We start from the raw sequence: 23,096 nt of genomic DNA, 5'->3' as shown, positions 1-23,096 counted from the left end.
GTCATATCATTGTATTCTGTTACCCTTTCCCGTATGGACAGCTGGCAAGGCATAATGCACATGCGCCCCATCGTCCAAGCTTGTCCATAAAGGCACTCCTGACCTTATTGCAACGGGATATGTCGATAATATCGTCCCTGCCCATTCCTAATTTCCAACGTACATTTAACAGCGCATGGGCAGGGCAGACTTCAACACATTTATCACAGTCAGGCGGACACATGCATTTTTCATAGGCCTTTCCATATTCAAAATCATAATCTATAAGAATTGCGGATAATCTTACCCTTGGACCATATTTTTCCGTGATTATGACATCATTTTTCCCAAACCAACCGACGCCGGCAGATGCTGCCGCATCCTTAAATGAAAACTCTGCCCTGAAACGACCATCGTCCTTCTGAGCAACTTCCGGAACATAATAGCGGATGCCGTCTTTTTTCAAGACATTCTCTATTTCTCCCACCTTAACTTCCAGCCTGTCTTTTGCGCCGAGTATACCTTCATGAAAGGCCTTCTCATTGTAATTATTCAGTGATAACTGCTGTGTATATGGCACTGCAAACACAAGGCCGGATTTGAATTCTTCTCCAAAATCACTATAGGATATATCTGTAAATCCAAAAATCATGTCCGGCGAGTCTTCAAAGATTTCAACAATCCTGGTCTGCAGCTCGTTCATGAAAAGGCCTCCCTCCTTGTTTTTGATGGAATACAATTGTATAATACCATCAAGTGTGGTATCAGTATAATTGAAATATATGAGCATAATATTCAATTAATTTGAATCATATGTCCTGCCAAAGCCGGGATTCTTGAACGCTTTTTCATCTTTGCGTTCAAGAAGTCATGGTTTAAACAGTATTAATGAAAAAGGTGAGCGGTTATGACAATCACACAATTAAGTACCTTCTTGAAGATTGTGGAAATGAGAAGCTTTTCTTCAGCTGCCAATAGTCTTGGTTATGCGCAGTCTACAGTAACAACTCAGATCAAACAGTTGGAAGATGAGCTGGGATGCGTATTGTTTGAGCGCCTGGGGAAAGCAATTTCACTAACCGCATCGGGAGAGCGGCTCATACCCTATGCAGAGAAAATGCTTCAGTTGGAGAGAGATATCCGTCTTGATGTAACAGATGAAGAAAACCCGGCAGGAGTATTGAATTTGGGTGTTTCTGAGTCTCTTTGCATAAACCGCCTTCCACGGATCTTGATGGAATATAATATGAATAATCCCAGGACTGAGATCAGAATACAGTTTGTTACCCATGAGATCATCCCTGATCTTTTGCAGAAGGGAGAACTCGACCTTGTTTATACTCTGAACCCGCTTTTCAAGGATGAGAGGATTAAGATCCTGCACAAGAAACGGGAAAAACTTGGCTTCTATGCATCTCCCGATTTTCCTGTTGCCAAAAAGTCCATTTGTGCGGAAGATCTAAAAGAGTTGCCTCTTTTATTGACCGGACATGGCTGCAATTTCAGGCACATGCTGATTTCTCATCTTGAGTCGGCTGGAATCTCGCCAAAGATTGTTTTGGAAACAGACAGTAAAGAAATTCTGAAACAATTTGCAATAAACGGACTGGGAGTAGCATTCATACCGGATATGACTGCGGAAGCAGAAACAAAGAGCAGCAAACTCAAACGCCTCACATGGAAAGGGCCTGATTTTCCTATTTATTCGCAGGTGCTAATCCATAAAGACAAGCATCAGAATAAGGCAATGGACAGTCTGGTTGAGATGATAACGGTATAACATATATTGGGATTGAGCAGTTTTTGTTAGATGAAGAAATATTGAAATAACTATTGTATAGACCAGTACCTCTGGGAATACCCAGATTGTGCAGGTCAATCTATGTGAAATTAAAAGCAGTTAGATTAAAATTTAGGAGAATGTGATGGAAAAAGAGTTTAAGCGCGTATATAGATTTTATGGATGGGAAGATGCGGACAAAGTATCTCCGGTGACAGCCGGATTTGAGAATATTCGTGATATGAGGGATATGTATGATTTGCTTACAGAGATATGGTCAAAAGAAACCTGTGCTCCCAGGATGCAGGATGAGTGGACGCCAACGAATATGACACTAGGACAGTGCTCTATAACAGCTTTTCTTATTCAGGATATTTTCGGAGGCGGTGTTTACGGAATTGAGCGTGAAGGTGGAAACTACCACTGCTATAACGTCATAGATGGAAGAACATTTGACCTTACCAGTGAACAGTTTGGCGACGAAGAACTTGATTACGAGAACAATCCCATTCAGTTACGCGAAATTCATTTTGAAAAAGAAGAGAAGCATCAGCGATATCTTGTTTTGAAGGAAAGGCTGGGAAAAAGGCTTGATAAGCTCTCAATGCTTAAGCTGATAGACAGAGCAGCTAAAGGTGATATTGATGCAGCTGCTGAGCTGGCAGAAGCATATTTTTCAGGCAAATATGGTGATAAAAATCCTATTAAAGGGAAGAAATGGGCAGATTATGCTGCAAAACATGGGAGAAGAGTACAGTATTAACGTTACAAAAAATAAATATACAGAGGGAACGAGTATGAAGAAAGAGCTTATAACATGTTTATTATTAGCCTCAATGCTGACTGCGACTTGTGGCTGCGGCAGCATGGTTGAAAAGGCTAAATCCATAACAGGAAATAGTACTGAGAGGGCTATGGGAGAACAGCCTGAAACAGAAACGAAAAAAGAGCCATCTGCTGACAATATTGAAGCGATACCCGAGGAAAAAGAGGCAGATCCTGTAGAAGATAGCGAACCCGAAATTACACCGGAAACAACACCGGATGAAGAGGTGGTTGAAGAGGAAACTTCATCAAGTAAAGCTGATAAATCCGGTGAGGAGCATTCCTTCTATGGCTGGTATAGTAGTGAATGGATAGATGGCCCCTGGATTTTTGTTGATTTCGACAGATCTGCAGATGATATAACGTATAATGGCATAGTTACTGTTGAGTTAGATTCAGATCAGATACAGTATGTGAAAGACCATTCATACGAGGAATTCAAGATAACATATGTTTACGGAAGCGATATGAAAGAGCCTATCGATGACGTTGAGAAGGCTACTATCGAAGTGGTAAGCGATGAAGAGGTAGTAAAAGGCCTCATAGATGCTGGTTCTGACCCTTTGGCAGGTCTTGTCGCAGATGACATTCTTGAGAAGTTTCGTGCTTCACGTCCTGTACAGAAAACCGACTCTATATATAGAGAGGCTCACAATCTTGGAAGATGGGTTATGAAGACGATCGGAAAAGATGGCTTCTCTCAGGAACTTAGGGAAAAGGGTGAACATATAGGAGCAGCTAACGAGTATTGCTTTGGAACAGACATCGGCAATAACTTTAGTAACAACATACCTTATATGTATGCTGAATACTTTACGCTTAAGGATTATTTCGCTTCAGATGGTGTAAATGGTAAAGAGCATTATGATGATCTGATGGATTGGAACTATGATTTAGGCAATGGAGATGCTGAAAATATAAAAGAGATGTACAACGACCTTCAGGTATTCATAACAGAATGTAACAATATCATTAGGGAAAAATAAGCTGCCAGGAGGAGTTCATGGTATGAAAGAGTTTATAAAGGGCGCAAATCTGTATCTTCCATTGTGGTTGCTTCATAGATTCCAAGGATAAGCCTTCAGAGCAAAATGACCTGACGCTGGAAATATTTAGCAAGAAGATAATGAGGCAATGATGAACGGAATTAAGTACGCAACAGTCATATCTCAAGAAGACTTTGTTGGTTTGCTGACTATGCCATTCATAAATGGTAAATCATTTAGGGAGTTGATAAAAGATCTGCTGTTTGAAATATAAAAAATCCCCTCAAGTGCGACCAAACACTTAAGGGGATATCATTTGAGGATACGAATACCCTTCAAACAAGTTCTTATTGTTATATGATAATAGTTCATAGTAAGTCAAGGAAAAAGATTACCAATCTGAGTCCCAGTCAGTTCCATTGGAGTCCCAACTGTCGTTAGAGTCCCAATCGTAATCAGAATCTGAAGATTGAAAATTCTCATAATAGGATGTGTTATTCCAGTCAGTTGTTGCGATAGAACTGTTCCAGCTGTCGGAGACGTAATAATCATCGTAATTTGTACTGATAACAGATGGAGCATTATCACTGAGTGGAACTTCGTACCAGTCATCGTCAAAAACGTACCAATTATCCTGATAATCATAGTAATAGCTTCTGTTATAAAGATAATATCCGTTATGTCGATTTTGTATCGGGACTATAATAAAAGAAAAAATTACGGAAAGTATTCCAATTACAAAAAAGCTTTTGAAAAAAAATCGGTGAAACTTGTAAAAAAATGATCCAACAGGATGATTCTTTGAGGCACTTTCCTTATTTGAATTTAAATTCTTTTGATGGACTATTTCATCCTTAAGTCGCTGTAACAGTTCATTAACTGCATATTCTTCATCTTTTCCTTTATATCGGATTGCACGAGTGCCATCTGCCTTATTTTTGTATACAACAAATTCACCATTAGCATCTTTGAAAATACCAAATGCTTTTGGTTCCTTGTAATCAACACCAATAAAGAATCTTGTTACTTCCGGCGCAGGAAGGTTCCTGTCACGATACCATATTTTTAATTCTTCAATAGTTTTTGGGTTATTGCTGTTTTGGTGTGAAGGATTCGGAGCGCCGCAGTTGGGACATTGACTGGCGGTATCCTCATATGTATTTCCACAATAATCACATTTTATTTTCATGCCGTCTCCTTTAGAGTAATCCTTTGTGCTAAATAGTATATATCAGTATAGATTATTTAAAAAGTCATAGATTCCCGTTTTTCCTCAGAAAAACAGGACCCTATGACTTCTAGTGGACTATTTCTTATTTTTCGAATTCATCAAAAGCAACCAGTCTATCCGTTTTACTATGTGTTTGGGCTTTTCGCTCTTGTTACCCTTTGGCAAAGTTCCTGCCGGATACATCAGCAGGGAACTTATTGCTCAGCAGCTACACATTCATTGACCCATTCGATGAAGTTTGTTGTAGAATCGCCTTCTCTTTCAGCCATAGTATGTTCCTGGCCCCAGACAAAGCTGTAATCAACATCAGATCCATAGTTTTGCAGCGCAAGAACCAGATTTGCCTCTGTGTTAATTGCAGTATCGCTCTGCCATATACCGGTGTTAATTCTAAAATATTTTGCAACATTTGAAGTCTGATAACCTTCTGAACTTGAGAGGAGATAATACAATGGAGAATACATATTTAGTCTGTAGTCAACAGTGTGTCCTGCTGCATCCTCTGTATTAAGATCTTCCTCATAATCTGCTGCATAATCCGATCCAAGTTCACTTAGAACTTCAGCCAACATCGTGTCAAAGTGAGCACCCTGGCCATCTCCGTAGCCAAAAAGAGTGTTTTCTCCCTGAGATTCGTCAAGCTGATCAAAAGCCGCAATTCCTTTAGATGCTGTTTTCACAGCTTTAGCAAAATCTGAAATGCTAGTTATCGAAGCTGTATTGGTTGTTTCATCATAAGTAACCCAAGTACCGTTGGCATTTAAAGCATCGATATAATCCTGTGCCGTTTCAAAAGTTCCGGAAATAGAAATTCCTGAGCTGTTCTTTGTTCTTGAGATATTATCTATAGCTGTGAAGTCGACCTGTTCTTTTCCTTCTGCTTCTTTTTCATCAGAAGCCTCTATATCTGCATCGTTTGGAGATGCTTCCGGTTTCTTATCGCCAAATTCCTTTTTATTACCATCAGGTCCTCCGGCAAAACCACCGTTTCCGCCATCAGGTCCCATACCGGCCTGATGCCCTTGGCTTGAGGAATCTGCATCATACGGGAACTGCGTGTCAGCAAGGAAATTATTTAATGATTCCTCAATGACGCTGATCATATATTCATAGTAACTGCCTGATTGATATCTTCCGTCTTGGCTCTCTTCAAGTGTCAATGCCTTACCTTCTGTATCGGTAAGGCCAAGACTATTTATATACTCGGCATAAGCTTCAGTTAATCCATCTGAAATGCTCTGCTCCTCATCCGTAAGTCCTGATCGTGTTGTTCCCATCATCCACTCATATGCTTCATCTGCTGAGTCCAGCGAAGTGATAGGACACCAACCTTGTGCGCCAAGTACAGCATCACTGACGCCCATCACAGCACCTATAGCCTCAAGATAATCATCATACAGCTCAGAGTCGCCTGTTACGCCTAAAAGAGCTGACTGTGCACCGCCACCTGACATTCCAAATGTAAATATGCTATCCATATCTCCGGCAATATTTCCATCGTTATATTTGATGTATCTGATAGCCGCTTTTAAGTCGGTAACTCCGGCAGGGGCTCCGGCATCTCTTCCTCTGCAGCCGGCATGTACATATATAAAGCCGGCATCTGTGTATTCAGAAACACTGGTGTATTCTGTCATTGGAGACTGTGCCGCATAACCGGGTGTATTTACAGGGAATACTATGGGTGCTGTTTCTGCAGTATAACCGTTTACTTCAGCAGTTGTGTCAAGTGTACAGGTATAAGTTCCGTCACCATTATCTGTTGCATCCATATAAGCTGCGGGAGCTATTACTGCAAGTTCTTCATATTCAGTATCTGACGGGGTCTCACAATACTGAATCCCGAGCTGATAATATACATTATCTTCTTCGTTATACAGCCATTTTGTATTATCAATCTTTGACAGATTCGTTGTTATTTCTGATGTTTCTTCTGTCTCTGAATTTGCAGCTTCTGCATCTTCAGCTTCTGTATTTGTCGATGAGTCCTGTGCACTTGCTGATTCACTCACAGTGCTTGTTGATGATTCAGATGCTTCTTTGCTTCCACATGCAGTAAGAGCGATCGAAGTGCCTAAAACTAATGCTAACAAAATCTTCCTTTTGGTCATTGATGCCTCCTGGATATAATTCTTTTTTGTTTCAATATTGCAATGATAAGGCATTAAACTAAATCAAAACTAAAAATTTATTATATATTTCAAAAGCAATCAAAGATGGTATTGCTGCATATAATAAGCGTAGTGGCAGAAAACAAGGGCAGTTAGATAAACTATCATCAGAGCTGAAAGATGATAAAAAAAATACCTTAGCATAGAATCCGTGGATTTTATGCTTTTTAAGATTTTTTCTAAAACAAAAGGTCTGCGAGCAATCTGGTGGTTCTCTTTTTTATGATGTCTTTAGTAATATTTTTTTATGGTTATTGAGTATGGAAAATATATGGTCGATTACAAAAGTACTATAGATAGTGGCTCTTAGGGATTTTCGACCATAGCGACATGGCATTGTCGATTTGGTCGAAAGGTGTTGCAATGTCAGTATACAAGCCAAAGGGAGGTACGACCATGTACAGGAAAAGGAAAATAGAGAATTCTATAAAGGAAGTGGCAGATTCTTTTCCATGTGTTGCCATATATGGATCAAGGCAGGTTGGCAAGTCAACAACGGTAAATCATATATTTGGAGATACGATAAAAAAAGTAACGCTTGATGATGGTAACGACAGAGCTCTTGCAAAGCAGAATCCGAAACTGTTTTTGGAGACTCATGGGTGGCCACTTATAATAGATGAGATACAGAAAGCTCCAGAGCTTTTGTATGAGATAAAGATAGTCATAGATGATAAGAAACTTGAATGGACGGAAAATGATGAAGATCAGCAACTTATGTATATACTGACAGGTTCAAGCAGATTTGAGATACAGCAGGGGATATCCGATTCCCTTGCCGGAAGATGCGGAGTGATCGAGACGGCATCCTTTTCCCAGGTAGAAAAGTATGATATACAGGGGAGTCTGTTTGATCCTGATATACAGGTCCTTCTAAAAAAAGAAAAAGAAGGAAAGATTACGTACAGGACAAGGGCTCAGATATTTGAGGATATATTTGTAGGAGGCATGCCTGATGTTGTCCTTGGAAAGTCAAAAAGGGATATATATTTCAGATCATATCTTGATACATATATTGAAAAGGATGTAAAGAAATTAATATCTGAAGACAGTGAGACAGTATTCAGGAATTTCATATCACTGGTCGCACTAAGGACATCTGCAGAGCTTCGTTATGATACCCTTGCAAATGATGTGGGAATAGATGTAAGGATCTGCAAAAGATGGATATCCATACTTGAGACTGCAGGGATAATATATCTCATCCATCCCTATCTTCCCAACATATCAAACAGGATAATAAAGGCGCCCAAAATGTATTTTATGGATACCGGACTATGTGCGTATCTGTGTAAATGGCCCGATGCACAGATGCTTGAGAACGGAGCAATGGGTGGAGCTTTTTATGAAACTTTTGTTGTGAGCGAACTGATAAAAAACTTTTATGCCTACAATCTGGATCCGAAGGAATATCTGTTTTATTACAGGGACAAGGACCAGGAGGAATGATAATGAAGTTGAAACAAATATTTACAAAGGCATTGTATATGGCATTATCCATGAGCTTTTTATTTCTAGGATCTACGACGGCATTTGCACAATGTGAAGAAAATGAAGCAGATGAAGGCAACATAATAATGGGCTAAATGAATTATGAATAAGGTGGCTGGAGCAATTTTAATGTTAGCGTCAGGTATAACAGCTTCATTCAGCATTTTGTGCATGAAAGTTGATGATTTGCAACAAGCAGTTAGTGGCATATATGTGGACATGATTGATTATCGGGTGATTCCAATAATGATATTAGCGGCCGTATTTTTTATAATGGGGTGTTTTATTATATTTGGCAAAGAAAATTGTGAGGACCATATTGGAAATTGACAAAATGCTATAGGATAGTTTGTTTAGAAATCATTTTTGCTAGAGCATTCTTTAATGTATGTTATATCCAGGCGATTTTTAAATAAAGATTCGGAAAACTGAAAAAAGGAAAAGCACCCGCAAGCCAGATGATTTCATACGAGAATAGAAAAAATATCAAAAAGGATGAATGCAAAGAGCAATGATTTCATCCTATATCATAAATAATCACAGAAAAGATGAAATGATTCCGTAGGGATTTCATCTTTTTTTGTAATATAGTGTGAATGGTATGAAAATGTGCTGGGGCTAAATCATACACAGGACATTAGGATTCATCTTATTAAGGTAAAAATGCAAATGTGGATGAATCGCGGCCCTAAAGTCTTCATCCATTTATAACCAAAATGGTAGAAAGTATGAAAATAAGGAAAATAATGTTCATACATTTGCCAAAATGTGGCCAAAAAAGATGAATTATTAAAAATCCATCTACAAAAGTGAACCTGATGATCAAATCCAGGGGGCACAAATGTGACTATCGTCCAACCGATGAGGAAGAGATTCGAAAAGCCTATGGAACCCTTCTTAAGCAGAAGCCTGATGTGGGAGCCTATCTTGTGGATGAAGACAGGGATGAGGTTGTTGCCGGAAATGCCACAATGGCAGTAGTCTACTCAGGAGAAGCATATCTGGGTCACGAATATAATGAAACCCTGGAATATGTGATTCTCAAAGAGAAATCAAATGTGTGGCTGGATTCATGGGCTGTCACAAAAAAACTGTGAGGTCTGCACCCTTACCGACAGCAGGACCAACAATCTGCTGAACGAGCTTTGGAAGGAACTAAAATCCAACTAGGCATATTTTTTGGCCCCGTCCCCGATGGCCATTTATGTGCTATACTATCTTTCGTTATACGTATTAAAAAGGGAAAAGGGGACTATATAATGAAAAAACAATATGACAGCATGACAGCTAACGAGTGTGCAAAACACTTCATCAGGTCGAGAAGAAAGCTGTTTCTTGTGTACATACTTGCGCTCATAGCAATCGGTTCGATTCATTTAGCTGCAACTCTCTATATATTGCCGCTCTATTTTGGTGATGAGGATAGTGTCAGGATCTATGAGGGTCTTTCAAGGGGTCAGGTCATTACAACTGCTATTTTATTTATCCTGTGCATTATTATCGCTATCATTGCATTGATCGTACAGCGTGGCTTGTTCGCAGGAATATACCTTAATCAATGTGATCCGGAAAAATATATCGAAGCTGAAAACATAGTTTGCAAAAAGATACGTTTCGGTCACAGAAACAAGCGTCAGAAATGCCAAATTGCAGGAGCTTATGCAGCATTTGGCGATTATGATGGAGCATGGAACATCTACCGGGAATTGGTTCCGGACAATCTCGATAATTGCAATGATGTAGTCATCCTGGGCGGACTTGCAAGTTATTATTATAATGTAAAAAATAATGAGGAATCAGTAAGATATTTATCACGACTGGAAGCTATAAAAAAATCAGGAAAAAAGCGCGGTTCAGGGCTTAACATGACAATTGACCACATAAAAAGCGTAATAGCGATCGATGAAAAAAATTACGATGAAGCCAAAGTACTCATAGACAAGTATATTGATGTTCCCACTCTTACAGGAGTAATGAAAGCCGTAAACAACTATAATCTCGGACTAATTGCATACGAAACAGGCAACTACGTCGAGGCCGTATACAGATTCAAAGTAGCTGTAAATATCGGAGGCAAACTCTCCTTTATTGAAGATGCTACAGAAAAGCTTGCTGAGCTTGAAAAGAAGCTTGCTGCATGATATTTTTGTTCTTCGGTCTCCATGCCCCTCAAAAAGGGTGTGGATTCCCAATTGGTGTGCAACATCGATCATTGCCTTTATTACGATCCTGTTAGCACCATTTTTGCGTCATGGTTTATTATAGGATCCTATAAACATCAAGTTCTACATGGAAATTGCCAAATTCAACCTTAAAAAGCCCAAGGTAAAAGCTTCTGCAGGCAATAACGTAACTTGTATCCTGGAAAAAGCTCTCTTCTGTAAATGGCTTTGAGGTTCAGATATCCACTTCTAAAGACTTTAGCAAAAATGTGAAGAAATACACCGTAAATAGTGCAAAGAAAACATCAAAGACACTCTCTCTTCCCAAGAAAATGAGAGGCAAGAAAGTATATGTCAGAGTAAGACCTTATACTAAGGTTGCTGGTGTTAAAGGATTTGCCGATTATTGTCCTGTAGCATCAAAGAAGTTTTAAGTCACCATATTACTTATCATGGGCAGGTAAATGCCCTTATTCATTTAATTTGTGGTGAGACTTGTTGCTTAGCTTTTTTTTCAGGACAAACAGACAGATAAAACACATTACAATCTGAGTAACTGTGGAACATGGTGTTGCCAGTCCTACATGAAAAAGCGATATGGGCTCCTGCTTACTCATGATATATGACACCGGAATCCTCACCAGGAAAGCACCAACTATGCCCTGCATCATGACAAATCTTGTATACTCCATTCCGTTAAAAAATCCTATGAAGCAGAAAAGGAAACATGTAAACAGGCAGTCAATAGCATATGCTTTGAGATAATCCCATGAAGCAGCAACAACCTCTGCATCTTTTGCAAATATCCCTGCCAAAAGATCTCCATGGAAAAAAGCACTGTAAAACATGAGCACCGCAAATATGAATGATACTCCTATGGCATACTTAAGTCCCTTGAAAGCTCTGTCATACTTGCCTGCTCCTCTGTTTTGAGATACAAATGCAGACATTGACTGCGCAAATGCTGATGGTATGAGCATAATAAATGCGCAAACCTTTTCAGCTACGCCCACCCCTGCGGACGCGATTACGCCAAGGGAATTAACAATAGCCAGTATGACCAAAAAAGAAAAGCCCACAAGAAAGTCCTGCAATGCAACTGGAGTTCCGATAAAGACTATCTTTTTTATGATTTCTTTTTCTGATTTAAAGCATGCCCTGTCAAGTTTAAATGGCAGTTCTTTTTTACTTATCAGCCACAAAGATATCAAAACACTAATAAACTGTGCTGCTACTGTTGCTATGGCTGCTCCTTTTGTCCCCATATCAAAACCTGCAACAAGGATCAAGTCTCCTATGATGTTGCATATACACGCTATAAGCACGGTTATAAGTGGAGTGATGGAATCCCCAAGGCCTCTGAAAATACTTCCTATCAGATTGTAAGATATTATGACAACTGCTCCGGCTCCACATATCCTTATATAAGAAACCGTCAGATCATAGGCTTCTTTTGGTGCATTCATGATAGTGGCAAGACTTCCGGCAAATAAAGATATGAATAATGTAAGGAAAATGCCTATCGATAAAAACAGCATTATTCCATTTGCTACAATTACTCCTCCTTCAGAAGCTTTTCTTTCACCTATTTTCTGACCTAAAAAAACTGTCATGCCCATAGATAAAGAACTAACAAGATTTGTAAGTGTCATCATGATCTGTGACCCTGTTGATACTCCGGATACATCTGCAGGTTCTGCAAATTTACCTACTATCATAAGATCAACAGCACCATAAAGTGATTGTAAAAATAATGCGAAAAGTACAGGGACTGCAAACTTAAGAAGTGGAGCCAGTATTTTTCCTTCTGTAAAATTCTTCTGTTTTGTCATGTATATTACCTCCAAAAAAAGCTGGATAAGAAACCGGCATTTCAACCGCCATCTTATCCAGCTCGTCATTTCCAGAACAACTCACCCTCCGATGAATTACAATTATTTTTTTAATAAAGTGATTCTAGCTTATTTAGAAATTGAAATCAAGTATTTGGAAGTGAGTCCCTGCTGAAAAAGCATTTGATAATTTCAAATTTGTAGAATTAACTTCCGAATGGATATGTTTATGGGCGAATTCTTAGGTATAGCCATGTACAATAAAAAGCATCATGCTCCAGCTCGGTTTTTAATACCGGTTGTGTACTTTTTCAGCAAAACACATTATATCTTTCACAGATATCTTAGTGCCATCATCAAGGACTGCAGTGCCGCTCATCTTTCCGAAGACCTGATGCTGGTCTGATACGATAAGTTTATAATCCAGGCATGCTGCTCTGTCTAGAACAGGGATAAAATCCATCTCAAATCTTTTGTCAGAAGATGTAAATTTCCATGGAGAGAGATAGCTGTCTTTTGGAATATGGAACTCAACGTCATCAAGTTTATGCACCTTTCCATTGTAGAAGATCACATTTTCTGTAGCTGCCTTTGTATTACCAAAGCCATATCCTATGTTGAATCCAAATGAGTTGCCATCTATGTCTGCATTTCCGGAGCCCCAGTACCAGGTGTTATCATATGTCCATACGCCCCGTCCCCAGTCAAGGGTTCCAAAATCAGTCCTTGGATTAAATTCATATCTGATGCCGTCATATTCCATAAAGCCAGAGGCTCTCATGGTGTTGATTTTCTGATTGTAGTAAAACGCATGCTTTTTATTCCATGGCGTGGCAATAACCATGGAATCCATGGAAGGCTGTTCTAGTATAATGTCACATTCAAAGGGTTTGCTCTTATAGAAGTTATCAAAATGGCATGATATATGCCGCTTTCCCTCAGTTACTTCAAATTTCATTTGAAGACGTTTATCAACATAAGTGGTCGTCCCACTTGACGAAGAGGTAGGAAGAGACAGCTTGCCCATTGGAAAGGCATTTAACACGGTCTCTGTATGTTCCCAGGGAACCCCATCAAAGACGAGCAGGGATACAGATTGAAGACCTATATATCCATCATCAGAAATAGTAAACGCACCGGCAAATGAATCAGATAGGACAAGATAATAATCCCATTCTTTAATTCTCCATTTGTGAGCTTTGATCATGGATCTGTTGTATTCCTGAATAAGACTTCTTGACCAGCCTGGTTCTACAAGTTCGCCATCTGTTCCTAGTAAAGGATGCCTTTTGCTAACTTCATGATTTCTTGCCATTTCCTGTTAGATCCTCCTGATAAAGGGGTATTTGAAAAATATGTTATTATGTTAATTGTAATTGCCATATCACTCAAGAATATTTTACTATTAATCAACTTTTCAAACAGCCACTTTTTACAGTAATGAAAGGGCATGCCATTATTATGATGTTATTTTTAAGCTTGTAATAAATACAATTGCAAAATAGCTTAAGATATAAAACGTTTACTGTTAAAGGAGACTGAAATGTCTGTATACATACTAGATGAAAATATCATAGGTTTTCCTGATCCTACTCTTGCAGACGATGATGGACTTCTTGCAATCGGAGGCAATCTTAGTGTGAGACGGCTTCTCCTTGCATACAGCAACGGGATTTTTCCGTGGTATGAAGAAGGCGAACCTCTGATGTGGTGGTGCCCAAAAGAGAGGTTCATAATAAAGCCATCAGAGGTCCATGTATCACACTCCATGAAAAAATTCATCAAAAAGCACCAAATCAGTCGTGTGCTAAATAGGGATTTTTCTGATACTATGCACAGATGCAGGACCAAGAGAGAACACGTGCAGGGCACTTGGATAACAGATGATATTGAAAAAGCATATAAGAGATTGTTCGATAAAGGATTTGCTCTTAGCTTTGATACTTATATTGATGGCGAACTTGCCGGTGGTCTGTATGGTGTACGTATTGGAAAATGCTTCTTTGGAGAAAGTATGTATACCGATATCGAAAATGGTTCCAAGCTTGCACTAATCGAGCTTTCACATATTCTTGATAAAAACGGATACCTCATGATCGATTGCCAATTTCCCACAGACCATTTGAAAAGTATGGGTGGTATATCTATCTCTTATAGCGAATATATGGCAATTCTCAGAGAAGGGATCCGAATGTAATTTAGATAATATATTCTACTTCAAAATCTTTAAAAAAAGCTTCTGTTCCGATTTCAGAAAAGAAACCTACAGATCCGTGTGCATCTTTACCGTGCTTCATGAACTGAACCTCAAGTACAGGGTCTTTTTCTTCATTCAGATAAAACTGAGCTTTTTCATCATGAATAATGGCTGTCAGCTGTACCCACTCATTTAATCCATTATGAATCGGCGCTTCATAATCAGTGATTCCAAATTCTCTAAAATAAGCAAACGTATATCCTGGATAAGAAAAATACTGACAGCCATGTGCCTTGCGCACAGGATCTTCTGTCGTCCCATTAGTCGGGCGGATATAAAAAGATTCGAACTCACTATTATCCTGATTTACCCTGAAAACGATCCCAATGAATCCTCTGGCGAAATCCGGCGCATCCGGAAGAAGCCGGCTCAACATTTTTACTCTGATGATACCATTATGGAAATCGATATTTCTCAACTTGACAAAGGTATTCTCATCGAACTGCATGATTTTTTCTTTCTTAGTGACCCTGAAAACCTTTTGCCCATCTAGATTTTCCTGGGTGACCGTTGTATGTACCGGAATCAATTCTTCCAAATTTTCGTATCTCGTCTTCACTGATGTGCCCTCACGTCTATTACTCGGAAAAATGTTTATAATTATTCAAATACCGATTCTTAATACTAAAATTCTAACTGTTTCAACCATAAAAATAAAGTCCACCAATGTGAGTTGGAGAATATGATCCACAGGATAGAATCGTATTACAAGGCGATGAGCCCTGTTTTTCTTTTTGTTATGATAAAAATGCTAAAAATGAAGGGATAAGAGCGTAGTATTCGCAAAAGTAGTGATATATCTGAAGACATTATGGGAGTACATTCGTTATAGATAGTAAAGAGCTTTTTGAGGGAAATATTATGAATAGAATAGAAAAGGTCAGGGTGCTTCTTTCAATACCTATGATTGTGGCACTTTTTATTGAAGGGCTATACGAGGAAAACAGCTTTCTTATGGCAGAGTGCATAGGGCTTTTGATAATAGCTTTTTGCTATTTATTGCCAATGAAGGATATTTTAAGAAGGTTCGTCGTTTTTCTTTCTTCAGTGAAGGTTAATAGAAAATCTGTTTATAAAAGGACTGCATAAAAGAAATACGAATTTGAAAAGGCTTGCCACTCGATTTTGTAAAGAGTTTATAAATAGCTTATGTTTTGGCGGGCCATCAGCTTTGGTGGCCTGCTTTTCTGTTAAGTCACGAAGAATGAAAAATATAGATATATTTTTTGCTCTACTTGCTATGTAACAGATGTATCTTTTTGCTTAAAATAAGACCATAGACAGAAAACAGTTGTTGGTACATATAGAAGGATGGTGATGAACATGTTACTGACAATGCTATTTATGATTTGTATGTTTGGTTTTGTAGGAAAGCTCATAGGATTTGCTTTTAAGTTTTCCTGGGGCATGATCAAGGTTGCATTTTACCTTGTGTTCCTTCCGTTCATTTTAATAGCAATGGTAGTGGGTGGTCTACTTTACATAGCATTCCCAATACTTGTTGTTGCAATGATCATTGGGCTTTTGACTAAGGAAGCATAAGGAGGAAAATATTATGAATATTACACTTGAAGCAATTGAAAAAGTAATGAATGAGGCAGGAGTTGACTATGCAGCTGCAAAAGAAGCACTTTTAAAGGCAGATGGCGATGCAGAAAAAGCTATCAAGGATCTTCAGCCGAAGGTTTGCGAGCTTGAAGAGGATGTACAGAAGCTTATCAATAAGGTAAAGGCTATTGTTGCTGAAGGCAATGCAGACAGAGTCCAGATCCTTAAGGATGATGAGATTGTGTTCAGCGTACCTGTTAACGTAGGTATAGTTGGCGGTATCCTTGGTCTAGCAGCTGCTCCTTGGGCACTTATTGCAGGAGCTGTAGCAGCATTCGGTCTTGGATGCAGGCTCGTTGTGGTAAAAAAAGACGGAACTAAGGATGAGGTTAAATAAGAATCAGCCTTGAATACAATGGAAATATTCCCGAAAAGAAAAATAGATATGCTTTTTTTGCCTAAATGAACATTTATTGTAAGAGCTCAGAATCATAGAATAATATCATAAACAATGAGTTGCTTCAAAGGAAGTGATGTGCAGGCCACTTGTCGAGGCTAGTGGAATGTCATACAGAGGTAGGGAAAGGTTATGAGAGAAAAGAGACTACGAAAAAGTGCAGATCAGAAGGTTTGTGGTGTATGCGGAGGACTTGGTGAGTACTTTGGAATCGATCCTACAATCATAAGAGTCATCTACTTGATCCTCTTATTTACAACCGGAATCGGAATCCTTCCGTACATCATACTTGCTATAGCGATGGATGATGCACCTGAGAAAGAAAAGACCACTGGTTACAGTTACAATAAAGAAAAAAACAGTTACTCGGCAAATGATTATTATGAAACAAGTGAACCAGTAGGCTTTAAACCATTTACGGATAATTCTGAGATAAAAGGTTTTAGCTTCTAAGAGAGAAATGGGGGAATAAGAATGAACAAGGGACTTAAAATACTTCTTGCAATTCTTTTGGGAGCATATATCTTATCTCCGGTAGATCTGGTATCTGCCTGCCCTATAGATGACATAATAATTCTTTTTATTGCCATAGCATCGAGTAGAAAACTCGGGCATAATCAAAGAAGAGAAGTAATTGAACATGATGATGTAAACGTAATAGATCAGTACCCGTCATGAGGTTTTTTCCATGCGAGGTTTTATTGATATAGCACGAATCCCCAGGGCTATGCCCAGGGGATTCAGTGTAAAGAGATTCATATCAAAAACTTTCAATTAGAGCTTTATCGATACTAGGATTTGGTGATTATGCCACTATCCTTTGAGCCTTACTTCTTGGAATAACATAAGGATCTCCTGTCTCCGGATCAATTATTATGGAACTGTCCATTCCATAAACCTCCTTCATAAGCTGAGGTGTAATAATCTCCGAAGGATTCCCTTCTGCTATAAGCTTTCCTTTTTTCATCGCAAAAATATGATCAGCATATCTTATGGATAAATTGATGTCATGAAGAATTGCAACAATAGTCGTCTTCTTTATTCTGTTGAGTGTTGCGAGGCAGTCCAGTATCTCAACCTGATATGCGATATCCAGATATGTTGTTGGTTCATCAAGAAGGAGTATGTCTGTATCCTGGGCAAGAACAAGTGCTATCCACACTCGCTGTCTTTGACCGCCTGATAGTGAATCCACGCTCTTATCTGCAAGATCAGCTATTCCCATGGCATCCATAGCAGCTGTTATCGCTTTATAATCAGCCTTGGATAACTGTCCGAAAAGGTTCTGATATGGGAAGCGGCCTCTTGCAACAAGATCTGCCACAGTAATTCCCGAAGGGACAATTGGAGACTGGGGCAAAAGTCCTATCTGCTTTGCAAGGTGCTGCGTAGGAAGCTCATATATGGACTTTCCATCAAGTAATATAGCACCATTTTTCGGCTTTAGAAGGCGTGCAAAGCTCTTTAAAAGTGTAGATTTCCCGCAGCCATTTGATCCTATAATCACGCTGAATTTTCCTGCAGGGATGGTAATATTCATATTCTCCAGAATCAGTTTGTCATCATATCCGGTGCTGATATTATCGGCACAAAAGTCATGACTATGCGCAAAACAATCCATAAGTTTTTCTCCTTTATACTCACTCATAATTACCCAAATTATCAGCGTTTAGTGTAGTTTCTCACTCACTGCTAATCTGATTATCAACGTTCAGGCTCCTTTTTTATTAAGGTTAAGCAGCAGTAACAACAGATATGGCGCACCAAGAAGCCCTGTTATAACCCCTACCGGATATTTGGTCTCAAATACATTCTTGCTGACGAGCTCAGAAGCATACACAAGAATCGTTCCTATAAGCCCTGCAACCGGCATGGCATTTTTTCCATTCCCGGTGCATTTCTTGGCAATTGGTCCTGATAAAAATGCAACAGAGGCGATAGGTCCTGTCGCAGCAGTTGCTGTCGCACTAAGTACGAGCGCGCAAACCATGCAGCATACTCTCACCGCTGTGATAGGAACGCCAAGAGTAATTGCAAATTCATCACCGAGCTGCATCATTCTAAGATTTTTATCACATACGAGCAAAAGCCCACCACAGATTATTGTAACAACCATGATCGCCGGTATGTCGCTGGTCTGCACCATATTAAGGCTTCCTCTAAGCCATCTGAGAGCTGTTCCTACATCATATTCCGAGCCCACGAGAAGCATCCAGGATATAAGCGCATTAAGTACAGCCTGCATGCCAATTCCAATCAGGATCATTCTGCTACCAAAGGCCTGCCCTTTTCCCGATAATAAAAAGATCACGCAGGTAACTGCCAGTCCGGATATCACAGAAAAAAACGAGACTATCGCTCCGCTTAGTCCCAGTATAAGAATCCCAAAAACCGCAGCGGCTGAAGAACCTGCAGTCACACCTATAATGTCAGGAGATGCCAACGGATTGCGCAGAAGATTCTGAAAAGTGTATCCCGCAATTCCAAAGGCAAAGCCGGCAAGGCCTCCAACAACGAGCCTTGGAAATCTAAGGGTTTTAATTGTATAAGCCGCACCTTTACTGCTTGTACTGAAGAAATACTCTATGACTTCTTTTAAGGAATAATTCGTATTTCCCAGTGTCATCATAAGCACTCCCAGAAAGCTTATAATCAGGATAAGCGCCACAATACAAGCCATATTTTGAATATCGTGCTTTTTATATATTTTCCGTAAATCATTTTCCAAATAGTCTGTCATATACCTTTTGCCTTTGTTTTCCATACTATCCATATAAATACCGGCGCACCCGCTATTGCAGTGATAATGCCAACCTCCAGCTCTCCCGGGCGTCCAAGGACTCTTCCTAAAACGTCTGAAAAGGTCAAAAGACCTGCTCCTCCGATTGCAGACATGGGAATTATAATCCTTAAATCATTATCAAATATCTGTCTGATCATATGAGGAAGCATGAGTCCCACAAATCCGATAGGGCCTGCAAGAGCCGTAACCGATGCACATAGTAGGACTCCTGATAATGCAGTAAACAGCCTTACCCAGCCAACCTTAACGCCAAGAGATATTGCCATCTCATCGCCAAGTGCAATTGCATTTAAAGGAGCCGCAAGTATTATTGCAATTATTATTCCGATTACGAAAAAAGGGAGAAGTAGCTTAACATCACTCCAGGTCGCTCCGCTGATACTGCCTACCTGCCAGAACCTGAACTCCTTCATAACCTGCGAATCCGGAAGCATGATGGTATTAACCACAGAGCCAAGCGCCGTCGATACCGCAGCTCCGGCAAGGGCGAGCTTAATTGAGCTTGCACCGCCATAGCCAACAGAAGCTATTCCATATACAAAAAATGCTGTTAAAAGTGCTCCTGTAAAGGAAAGACCTATGAGTTTAATTCCTGAGGAAATGTTAAGATATGCTATTCCGATTACGACAAAAAGTGATGCCCCTGTGTTAACACCAAGAATTCCCAGGTCCGCTACAGGGTTTCTTGTTACTGACTGCATAAGGGCACCTGACACGCCAAGGGCGGCACCTGCAAGAATTCCGAAAATAGTTCTCGGAATCCTCGCTGCTATAACCGCTGTTGTAAATTCATCGCTTATCGTAGCCCTAAAATAGCTGATTATTTCTGAAAAAGGAATGCTCTTACTGCCATAAGATATAGATAGAAATAATCCTAAAACTATAAATAGTGCTTCAAAGACAATGCCTATTATTAACTTGTTATTACTGAATTTTTTCTGCTGCATCATTTAAAGCTTTCAAATAGTCATCAATTGCATAAGGTATGGAGAGAACTGTGGGTGTACTTGCAGCTGCAAGTACGTCATTTGAATCAAGCAGCACAAATGCTCCGTTTTTAACTGCAGGAACATTGGAGAATCTTCCATCAGCCTGCATCGCATCTACAAGTGACTCTGTTCCGTATGTGATGATAATATCAACGTCCGTTAAAAGATCCGCATTTTCAGCACTTACTGTGATAGAGAAGTCCTGATCATTAGTAATAAGATTTTTTATGCTGTCCGGCATTACAAATCCCAAATCAGAGAGAAATGCCGCTCTTGGGTCATTTTGGGTATATACATAAAATGTTCCAAGGTCATCCTCTGAAAGCCAGAAAAATGCAACCTTTTTATCCTTAAGATCAGGGTACTGTGAAAGCTTGTCAGCAATTAAGGCTTCTGTCTCATGTACCAGATTTCTGCCTTCGGCTTCAAGGCCAAGGGCCTTAGCATCATTTATTGTTTCCTCCTGCCAGGTAGTTGACCATGCTATCTCGGGATAAGCAACAACAGGTGCTATTTCTGAGAGTCTGTCATATTCCTCCTGGCTAAGTCCCGAATAAGCCGCAAGGATTATATCCGGGTTAGAATCAGAAATTGCTTCATAGTCCCATCCGTCTGTATCATCAAATACATTTGGTGTAACTCCTTTATCTTCAAAGGCCTTGGCAGTCCATGCAAGTAATCCGTTCTCATCTCTTGGTCCGAAATTCGCCTCAGAAATGCCTACGGGTGTAATTCCAAGAGCAAGCGGTACATCGGGATTACCCCAGGCTATTGCTACCACGTTTTCAGGCTTTGATTCTATAACTGTCTCACCAAGTCCATGCTCAATTATCATGGGGAATTTGTCAGTGGCGTCCTGCGTATCTGCATCAGAAGCTGCCTGTGTGTCAGCATCTGACTCTTCTTCTGAGTTTGTCTCGTTTGCTTCTGTTTGTGCAGTTTCCTCAGTAGCGGATACTTTTTCACTACTCTGTCCACATGCTGCTATTAATAAAGTCATGGTAATGCCCATGAATGCTGCTAATGTCTTATTTTTCATAATATTTTTCTCCTATTCTGTTAGCTTTCGCTAACCTCGATATATTCTCACAGTTTACAGTTGTTGTCAATATAATATTGTGCGATTAATTTTAGGGTGTAATATTGAGCGCTTTTTTAGGGGATTACAGCAAACACAATCATGCACACGCTGATAACAAAGCTTCATTTCAATAAGTATGCCTATTCGCGTGATAGACACAAGCAGACAAATATAGCTAAGCAGCTTATATACTGCTGAATCATTGTATACAAGCCTCTCACAAATACAGGGGGCACAAATGTGACTATCGTTCAACAAAATGTATGATGATATAATAGTAAGAGGTGAAAAAGCCATGGAATTGTATGAATTGAATTGTCGCTTGCTTGAAGCATGTCAAATCGGGGGATTGGAGGAAAAACCATGTTAGAAATATTAAAAGCGAGGTTTCAGGATAATAAGAATCTTCATATGGAACTGAGTTGGCTTGACGTGGAGAAACGTTTGCTTGAGCATCAGGGCTCCATGGATGTTTTGAGAAGGATGGAGGAGAGCGGCGGAGAACCGGATACCATCGGCTATGACGAAAAGACGGGAAAGCTAATTTTCTGCGACTGCGCAAAGGAGTCCCCTTCTGGGCGCAGAAGCCTGTGCTATGACGAAAAGGCATTACAGGGGCGTGCTAAAAACCCGCCGTCAGGCAGCGCCGAATGGAAAGCAAAAGAAATCGGCGTTTTGATCATGACGGAGGAACTCTATCGCCGACTGCAAAGTCTCGGGGAATTTGATTTGAAAACGTCAAGTTGGATCACTACGCCGGATGATATTCGTGACAAGGGCGGTGCATTGTTCTGCGAACGACGTTACGGAACGGTTTTCACATTCCATAATGGGGCGGATTCGTACTATTCCGTGCGCGGGTTCAGAGGTTATACGCTTATATAAATTCAAATTTGCATCATCGCCTTTGCAGTTTTCTATGATATCCTCGAAAAATGCATAGATATATATGTGGAGGAGCTACTGTCGCAGTGTAGTGGCGACGAAGAAATACATCTTCGTTATGATGCCATGGAAAAAGTATTCTCATATCTGGAGGAACATATCGACATATATAAATTACTTCATGAGAACGACAAGTATGGGATGTTTCGAAAGAAACTCACGAACGCCCTGCTTAGCCAGGTTGAGATTGCTATGACATTGATGCCAAAAGAAATTGCAACATCACGTGAAATTGCGTCGCAGTTTTTGGTAAACGGGCTTCTTGGGGTAATAGAATGGTGGATTAGTAGTGATATGTCCTGCAGTGCAGATGATGTTACGGAAAGATTGTTAACTATTCTGAAACCTTTCACGGATTTTATTCCGGCATAAAGTACACAGGGGAGAGTATGAAGACTATCATTAAATCAGATATAGTAAGTGCATTAAAAAGTAGCCTATACTACTTGTAAGGTAAAAGTGGGCAATGCTGACATAAAGCTGATGAATCAACGTGAATTAGTAGATTTTGCTGTATCGTGGATAGAATGTAACAGATAATAACTTCCAGCATAAACGA

Annotated in this window: 26 protein-coding genes; 16 read left to right on the top strand and 10 right to left on the bottom strand. The window is 39.7% G+C overall.

The genetic code is table 11. The annotated features are described in order from the left end of the window. Window positions 1–19 precede the first annotated feature (19 nt). The gene (locus ACHCNF_RS16185) at window positions 20–682 is read right to left on the bottom strand and encodes an epoxyqueuosine reductase (RefSeq protein WP_408072489.1); all 663 of its coding nucleotides are present in this window, start codon (window positions 680–682) and stop codon (window positions 20–22) included. 204 nt (window positions 683–886) lie between these two features. On the opposite strand from ACHCNF_RS16185, the gene ACHCNF_RS16180 reads away from it, so the two are divergent. The 3 genes from ACHCNF_RS16180 (at window position 887) to ACHCNF_RS16170 (ending at window position 3,570) form a co-directional block, all read left to right on the top strand. Continuing rightward, complete coding sequence (locus tag ACHCNF_RS16180) at window positions 887–1,759, top strand: LysR family transcriptional regulator (protein ID WP_408072488.1); 873 nt, start codon at window positions 887–889, stop codon at window positions 1,757–1,759. Window positions 1,760–1,904: 145 nt separating this feature from the next. Next, the gene (locus ACHCNF_RS16175) at window positions 1,905–2,522 is read left to right on the top strand and encodes a YunG family protein (protein WP_408072487.1); all 618 of its coding nucleotides are present in this window, start codon (window positions 1,905–1,907) and stop codon (window positions 2,520–2,522) included. A gap of 34 nt (window positions 2,523–2,556) precedes the next feature. Further along, window positions 2,557–3,570, top strand: a complete 1,014-nt coding sequence (locus ACHCNF_RS16170) for a hypothetical protein (protein WP_408072486.1) — start codon at window positions 2,557–2,559, stop codon at window positions 3,568–3,570. Window positions 3,571–3,961: 391 nt separating this feature from the next. Here ACHCNF_RS16170 and ACHCNF_RS16165 read toward each other — a convergent pair whose 3' ends face one another. Beyond that, window positions 3,962–4,759: a zinc ribbon domain-containing protein gene (locus ACHCNF_RS16165; protein WP_408072485.1), complete on the bottom strand. Its 798-nt coding sequence runs from the start codon at window positions 4,757–4,759 to the stop codon at window positions 3,962–3,964. Between the two features lie 236 nt (window positions 4,760–4,995). Further along, on the bottom strand, window positions 4,996–6,912 hold the full coding sequence (locus tag ACHCNF_RS16160) for a subtype A tannase (RefSeq protein ID WP_408072484.1): 1,917 nt from the start codon (window positions 6,910–6,912) through the stop codon (window positions 4,996–4,998). Between the two features lie 456 nt (window positions 6,913–7,368). On the opposite strand from ACHCNF_RS16160, the gene ACHCNF_RS16155 reads away from it, so the two are divergent. The 5 genes from ACHCNF_RS16155 to ACHCNF_RS16135 all read left to right on the top strand — a co-directional run bounded on the left by ACHCNF_RS16155 (window position 7,369) and on the right by ACHCNF_RS16135 (window position 11,059). Beyond that, on the top strand, window positions 7,369–8,421 hold the full coding sequence (locus tag ACHCNF_RS16155) for an ATP-binding protein (RefSeq protein WP_408072483.1): 1,053 nt from the start codon (window positions 7,369–7,371) through the stop codon (window positions 8,419–8,421). A gap of 2 nt (window positions 8,422–8,423) precedes the next feature. After that, complete coding sequence (locus ACHCNF_RS16150) at window positions 8,424–8,558, top strand: hypothetical protein (RefSeq protein ID WP_408072482.1); 135 nt, start codon at window positions 8,424–8,426, stop codon at window positions 8,556–8,558. 723 nt (window positions 8,559–9,281) lie between these two features. Then, the gene (locus tag ACHCNF_RS16145) at window positions 9,282–9,560 is read left to right on the top strand and encodes a type 2 periplasmic-binding domain-containing protein (RefSeq protein ID WP_408072481.1); all 279 of its coding nucleotides are present in this window, start codon (window positions 9,282–9,284) and stop codon (window positions 9,558–9,560) included. 162 nt (window positions 9,561–9,722) lie between these two features. Next, window positions 9,723–10,604 (top strand): tetratricopeptide repeat protein, encoded by an 882-nt coding sequence (locus ACHCNF_RS16140; RefSeq protein ID WP_408072480.1) that lies wholly within the window; start codon window positions 9,723–9,725, stop codon window positions 10,602–10,604. 290 nt (window positions 10,605–10,894) lie between these two features. Next, window positions 10,895–11,059 carry a hypothetical protein gene (locus tag ACHCNF_RS16135; RefSeq protein ID WP_408072479.1) on the top strand — a complete coding sequence of 55 codons (165 nt, stop codon included), beginning with the start codon at window positions 10,895–10,897 and terminating at the stop codon, window positions 11,057–11,059. A gap of 36 nt (window positions 11,060–11,095) precedes the next feature. Here the strand turns inward: ACHCNF_RS16135 and ACHCNF_RS16130 are convergent, their stop codons facing one another. Together ACHCNF_RS16130 and ACHCNF_RS16125 are read right to left on the bottom strand one after the other, a co-directional pair. After that, window positions 11,096–12,457: an MATE family efflux transporter gene (locus ACHCNF_RS16130; protein WP_408072478.1), complete on the bottom strand. Its 1,362-nt coding sequence runs from the start codon at window positions 12,455–12,457 to the stop codon at window positions 11,096–11,098. A gap of 289 nt (window positions 12,458–12,746) precedes the next feature. Continuing rightward, the gene (locus ACHCNF_RS16125) at window positions 12,747–13,772 is read right to left on the bottom strand and encodes a DUF2804 domain-containing protein (RefSeq protein ID WP_408072477.1); all 1,026 of its coding nucleotides are present in this window, start codon (window positions 13,770–13,772) and stop codon (window positions 12,747–12,749) included. A 228-nt stretch (window positions 13,773–14,000) separates the two neighbouring features. On the opposite strand from ACHCNF_RS16125, the gene aat reads away from it, so the two are divergent. Next, window positions 14,001–14,654: a leucyl/phenylalanyl-tRNA--protein transferase gene (gene aat, locus ACHCNF_RS16120; protein WP_408072476.1), complete on the top strand. Its 654-nt coding sequence runs from the start codon at window positions 14,001–14,003 to the stop codon at window positions 14,652–14,654. 1 nt (window position 14,655) lies between these two features. Here the strand turns inward: aat and ACHCNF_RS16115 are convergent, their stop codons facing one another. Next, entirely contained in the window at window positions 14,656–15,273 is a 618-nt protein-coding gene (locus ACHCNF_RS16115; RefSeq protein WP_408072475.1) for a hypothetical protein, read from the bottom strand. Between the two features lie 302 nt (window positions 15,274–15,575). Here ACHCNF_RS16115 and ACHCNF_RS16110 point away from each other — a divergent pair, with 302 nt between their 5' ends. From ACHCNF_RS16110 to ACHCNF_RS16090, 5 genes are all read left to right on the top strand, one after another. Beyond that, on the top strand, window positions 15,576–15,803 hold the full coding sequence (locus tag ACHCNF_RS16110; RefSeq protein WP_408072474.1) for a hypothetical protein: 228 nt from the start codon (window positions 15,576–15,578) through the stop codon (window positions 15,801–15,803). 228 nt (window positions 15,804–16,031) lie between these two features. Next, a complete protein-coding gene (locus ACHCNF_RS16105) occupies window positions 16,032–16,256 on the top strand; it encodes a hypothetical protein (RefSeq protein WP_408072473.1) in 225 nt (74 codons plus the stop codon). Window positions 16,257–16,269: 13 nt separating this feature from the next. Further along, window positions 16,270–16,659 (top strand): DUF4342 domain-containing protein, encoded by a 390-nt coding sequence (locus ACHCNF_RS16100; RefSeq protein ID WP_408072472.1) that lies wholly within the window; start codon window positions 16,270–16,272, stop codon window positions 16,657–16,659. A 192-nt stretch (window positions 16,660–16,851) separates the two neighbouring features. After that, window positions 16,852–17,172 (top strand): PspC domain-containing protein, encoded by a 321-nt coding sequence (locus tag ACHCNF_RS16095; protein WP_408072471.1) that lies wholly within the window; start codon window positions 16,852–16,854, stop codon window positions 17,170–17,172. Window positions 17,173–17,193: 21 nt separating this feature from the next. Next, window positions 17,194–17,397, top strand: coding sequence for a hypothetical protein (locus ACHCNF_RS16090; protein WP_408072470.1), 204 nt, complete (start codon window positions 17,194–17,196; stop codon window positions 17,395–17,397). Between the two features lie 127 nt (window positions 17,398–17,524). On the opposite strand, the gene ACHCNF_RS16085 is transcribed toward ACHCNF_RS16090, so the two are convergent. From ACHCNF_RS16085 to ACHCNF_RS16070, 4 genes are all read right to left on the bottom strand, one after another. Continuing rightward, window positions 17,525–18,340, bottom strand: coding sequence for an ABC transporter ATP-binding protein (locus ACHCNF_RS16085; protein WP_408072469.1), 816 nt, complete (start codon window positions 18,338–18,340; stop codon window positions 17,525–17,527). 90 nt (window positions 18,341–18,430) lie between these two features. Continuing rightward, window positions 18,431–19,399, bottom strand: a complete 969-nt coding sequence (locus tag ACHCNF_RS16080; RefSeq protein ID WP_408072665.1) for a FecCD family ABC transporter permease — start codon at window positions 19,397–19,399, stop codon at window positions 18,431–18,433. 56 nt (window positions 19,400–19,455) lie between these two features. Beyond that, window positions 19,456–20,472: a FecCD family ABC transporter permease gene (locus ACHCNF_RS16075; protein ID WP_408072468.1), complete on the bottom strand. Its 1,017-nt coding sequence runs from the start codon at window positions 20,470–20,472 to the stop codon at window positions 19,456–19,458. Continuing rightward, window positions 20,447–21,550: an iron-siderophore ABC transporter substrate-binding protein gene (locus ACHCNF_RS16070; protein ID WP_408072467.1), complete on the bottom strand. Its 1,104-nt coding sequence runs from the start codon at window positions 21,548–21,550 to the stop codon at window positions 20,447–20,449. The genes ACHCNF_RS16075 and ACHCNF_RS16070 overlap by 26 nt, the downstream gene beginning before the upstream one ends. Before the next feature lie 405 nt (window positions 21,551–21,955). Between ACHCNF_RS16070 and ACHCNF_RS16065 the strand changes: the two genes are divergently transcribed. Both ACHCNF_RS16065 and ACHCNF_RS16060 read left to right on the top strand, forming a co-directional pair. Continuing rightward, complete coding sequence (locus ACHCNF_RS16065; protein ID WP_408072466.1) at window positions 21,956–22,477, top strand: DUF4256 domain-containing protein; 522 nt, start codon at window positions 21,956–21,958, stop codon at window positions 22,475–22,477. Window positions 22,478–22,543: 66 nt separating this feature from the next. Continuing rightward, window positions 22,544–22,909: a TetR-like C-terminal domain-containing protein gene (locus tag ACHCNF_RS16060; RefSeq protein WP_408072465.1), complete on the top strand. Its 366-nt coding sequence runs from the start codon at window positions 22,544–22,546 to the stop codon at window positions 22,907–22,909. Window positions 22,910–23,096 lie beyond the last annotated feature (187 nt).

This window comes from Butyrivibrio sp. NATIVEDY162, from assembly GCF_045999815.1.
Taxonomy (GTDB): domain Bacteria; phylum Bacillota; class Clostridia; order Lachnospirales; family Lachnospiraceae; genus Butyrivibrio.
This window is presented reverse-complemented; position numbering and strand designations above follow the sequence as displayed.

Excerpts from the sequence above, each read along its gene's own strand:
- ACHCNF_RS16150 (WP_408072482.1), top strand. The coding sequence starts at position 8,424 with ATGAAGTTGAAACAAATATTTACAAAGGCATTGTATATGGCATTATCC.
- ACHCNF_RS16105 (WP_408072473.1), top strand. The coding sequence starts at position 16,032 with ATGAACATGTTACTGACAATGCTATTTATGATTTGTATGTTTGGTTTT.
- ACHCNF_RS16145 (WP_408072481.1), top strand. The coding sequence starts at position 9,282 with ATGATCAAATCCAGGGGGCACAAATGTGACTATCGTCCAACCGATGAG.
- ACHCNF_RS16155 (WP_408072483.1), top strand. The coding sequence starts at position 7,369 with ATGTACAGGAAAAGGAAAATAGAGAATTCTATAAAGGAAGTGGCAGAT.
- ACHCNF_RS16080 (WP_408072665.1), bottom strand. The coding sequence starts at position 19,399 with ATGGCTTGTATTGTGGCGCTTATCCTGATTATAAGCTTTCTGGGAGTG.
- ACHCNF_RS16125 (WP_408072477.1), bottom strand. The coding sequence starts at position 13,772 with ATGGCAAGAAATCATGAAGTTAGCAAAAGGCATCCTTTACTAGGAACA.
- ACHCNF_RS16095 (WP_408072471.1), top strand. The coding sequence starts at position 16,852 with ATGAGAGAAAAGAGACTACGAAAAAGTGCAGATCAGAAGGTTTGTGGT.
- ACHCNF_RS16100 (WP_408072472.1), top strand. The coding sequence starts at position 16,270 with ATGAATATTACACTTGAAGCAATTGAAAAAGTAATGAATGAGGCAGGA.
- ACHCNF_RS16130 (WP_408072478.1), bottom strand. The coding sequence starts at position 12,457 with ATGACAAAACAGAAGAATTTTACAGAAGGAAAAATACTGGCTCCACTT.
- ACHCNF_RS16090 (WP_408072470.1), top strand. The coding sequence starts at position 17,194 with ATGAACAAGGGACTTAAAATACTTCTTGCAATTCTTTTGGGAGCATAT.
- ACHCNF_RS16165 (WP_408072485.1), bottom strand. The coding sequence starts at position 4,759 with ATGAAAATAAAATGTGATTATTGTGGAAATACATATGAGGATACCGCC.
- aat (WP_408072476.1), top strand. The coding sequence starts at position 14,001 with ATGTCTGTATACATACTAGATGAAAATATCATAGGTTTTCCTGATCCT.
- ACHCNF_RS16070 (WP_408072467.1), bottom strand. The coding sequence starts at position 21,550 with ATGAAAAATAAGACATTAGCAGCATTCATGGGCATTACCATGACTTTA.
- ACHCNF_RS16180 (WP_408072488.1), top strand. The coding sequence starts at position 887 with ATGACAATCACACAATTAAGTACCTTCTTGAAGATTGTGGAAATGAGA.
- ACHCNF_RS16075 (WP_408072468.1), bottom strand. The coding sequence starts at position 20,472 with ATGATGCAGCAGAAAAAATTCAGTAATAACAAGTTAATAATAGGCATT.
- ACHCNF_RS16065 (WP_408072466.1), top strand. The coding sequence starts at position 21,956 with ATGTTAGAAATATTAAAAGCGAGGTTTCAGGATAATAAGAATCTTCAT.
- ACHCNF_RS16160 (WP_408072484.1), bottom strand. The coding sequence starts at position 6,912 with ATGACCAAAAGGAAGATTTTGTTAGCATTAGTTTTAGGCACTTCGATC.
- ACHCNF_RS16175 (WP_408072487.1), top strand. The coding sequence starts at position 1,905 with ATGGAAAAAGAGTTTAAGCGCGTATATAGATTTTATGGATGGGAAGAT.
- ACHCNF_RS16110 (WP_408072474.1), top strand. The coding sequence starts at position 15,576 with ATGAATAGAATAGAAAAGGTCAGGGTGCTTCTTTCAATACCTATGATT.
- ACHCNF_RS16140 (WP_408072480.1), top strand. The coding sequence starts at position 9,723 with ATGAAAAAACAATATGACAGCATGACAGCTAACGAGTGTGCAAAACAC.
- ACHCNF_RS16085 (WP_408072469.1), bottom strand. The coding sequence starts at position 18,340 with ATGGATTGTTTTGCGCATAGTCATGACTTTTGTGCCGATAATATCAGC.
- ACHCNF_RS16170 (WP_408072486.1), top strand. The coding sequence starts at position 2,557 with ATGAAGAAAGAGCTTATAACATGTTTATTATTAGCCTCAATGCTGACT.
- ACHCNF_RS16185 (WP_408072489.1), bottom strand. The coding sequence starts at position 682 with ATGAACGAGCTGCAGACCAGGATTGTTGAAATCTTTGAAGACTCGCCG.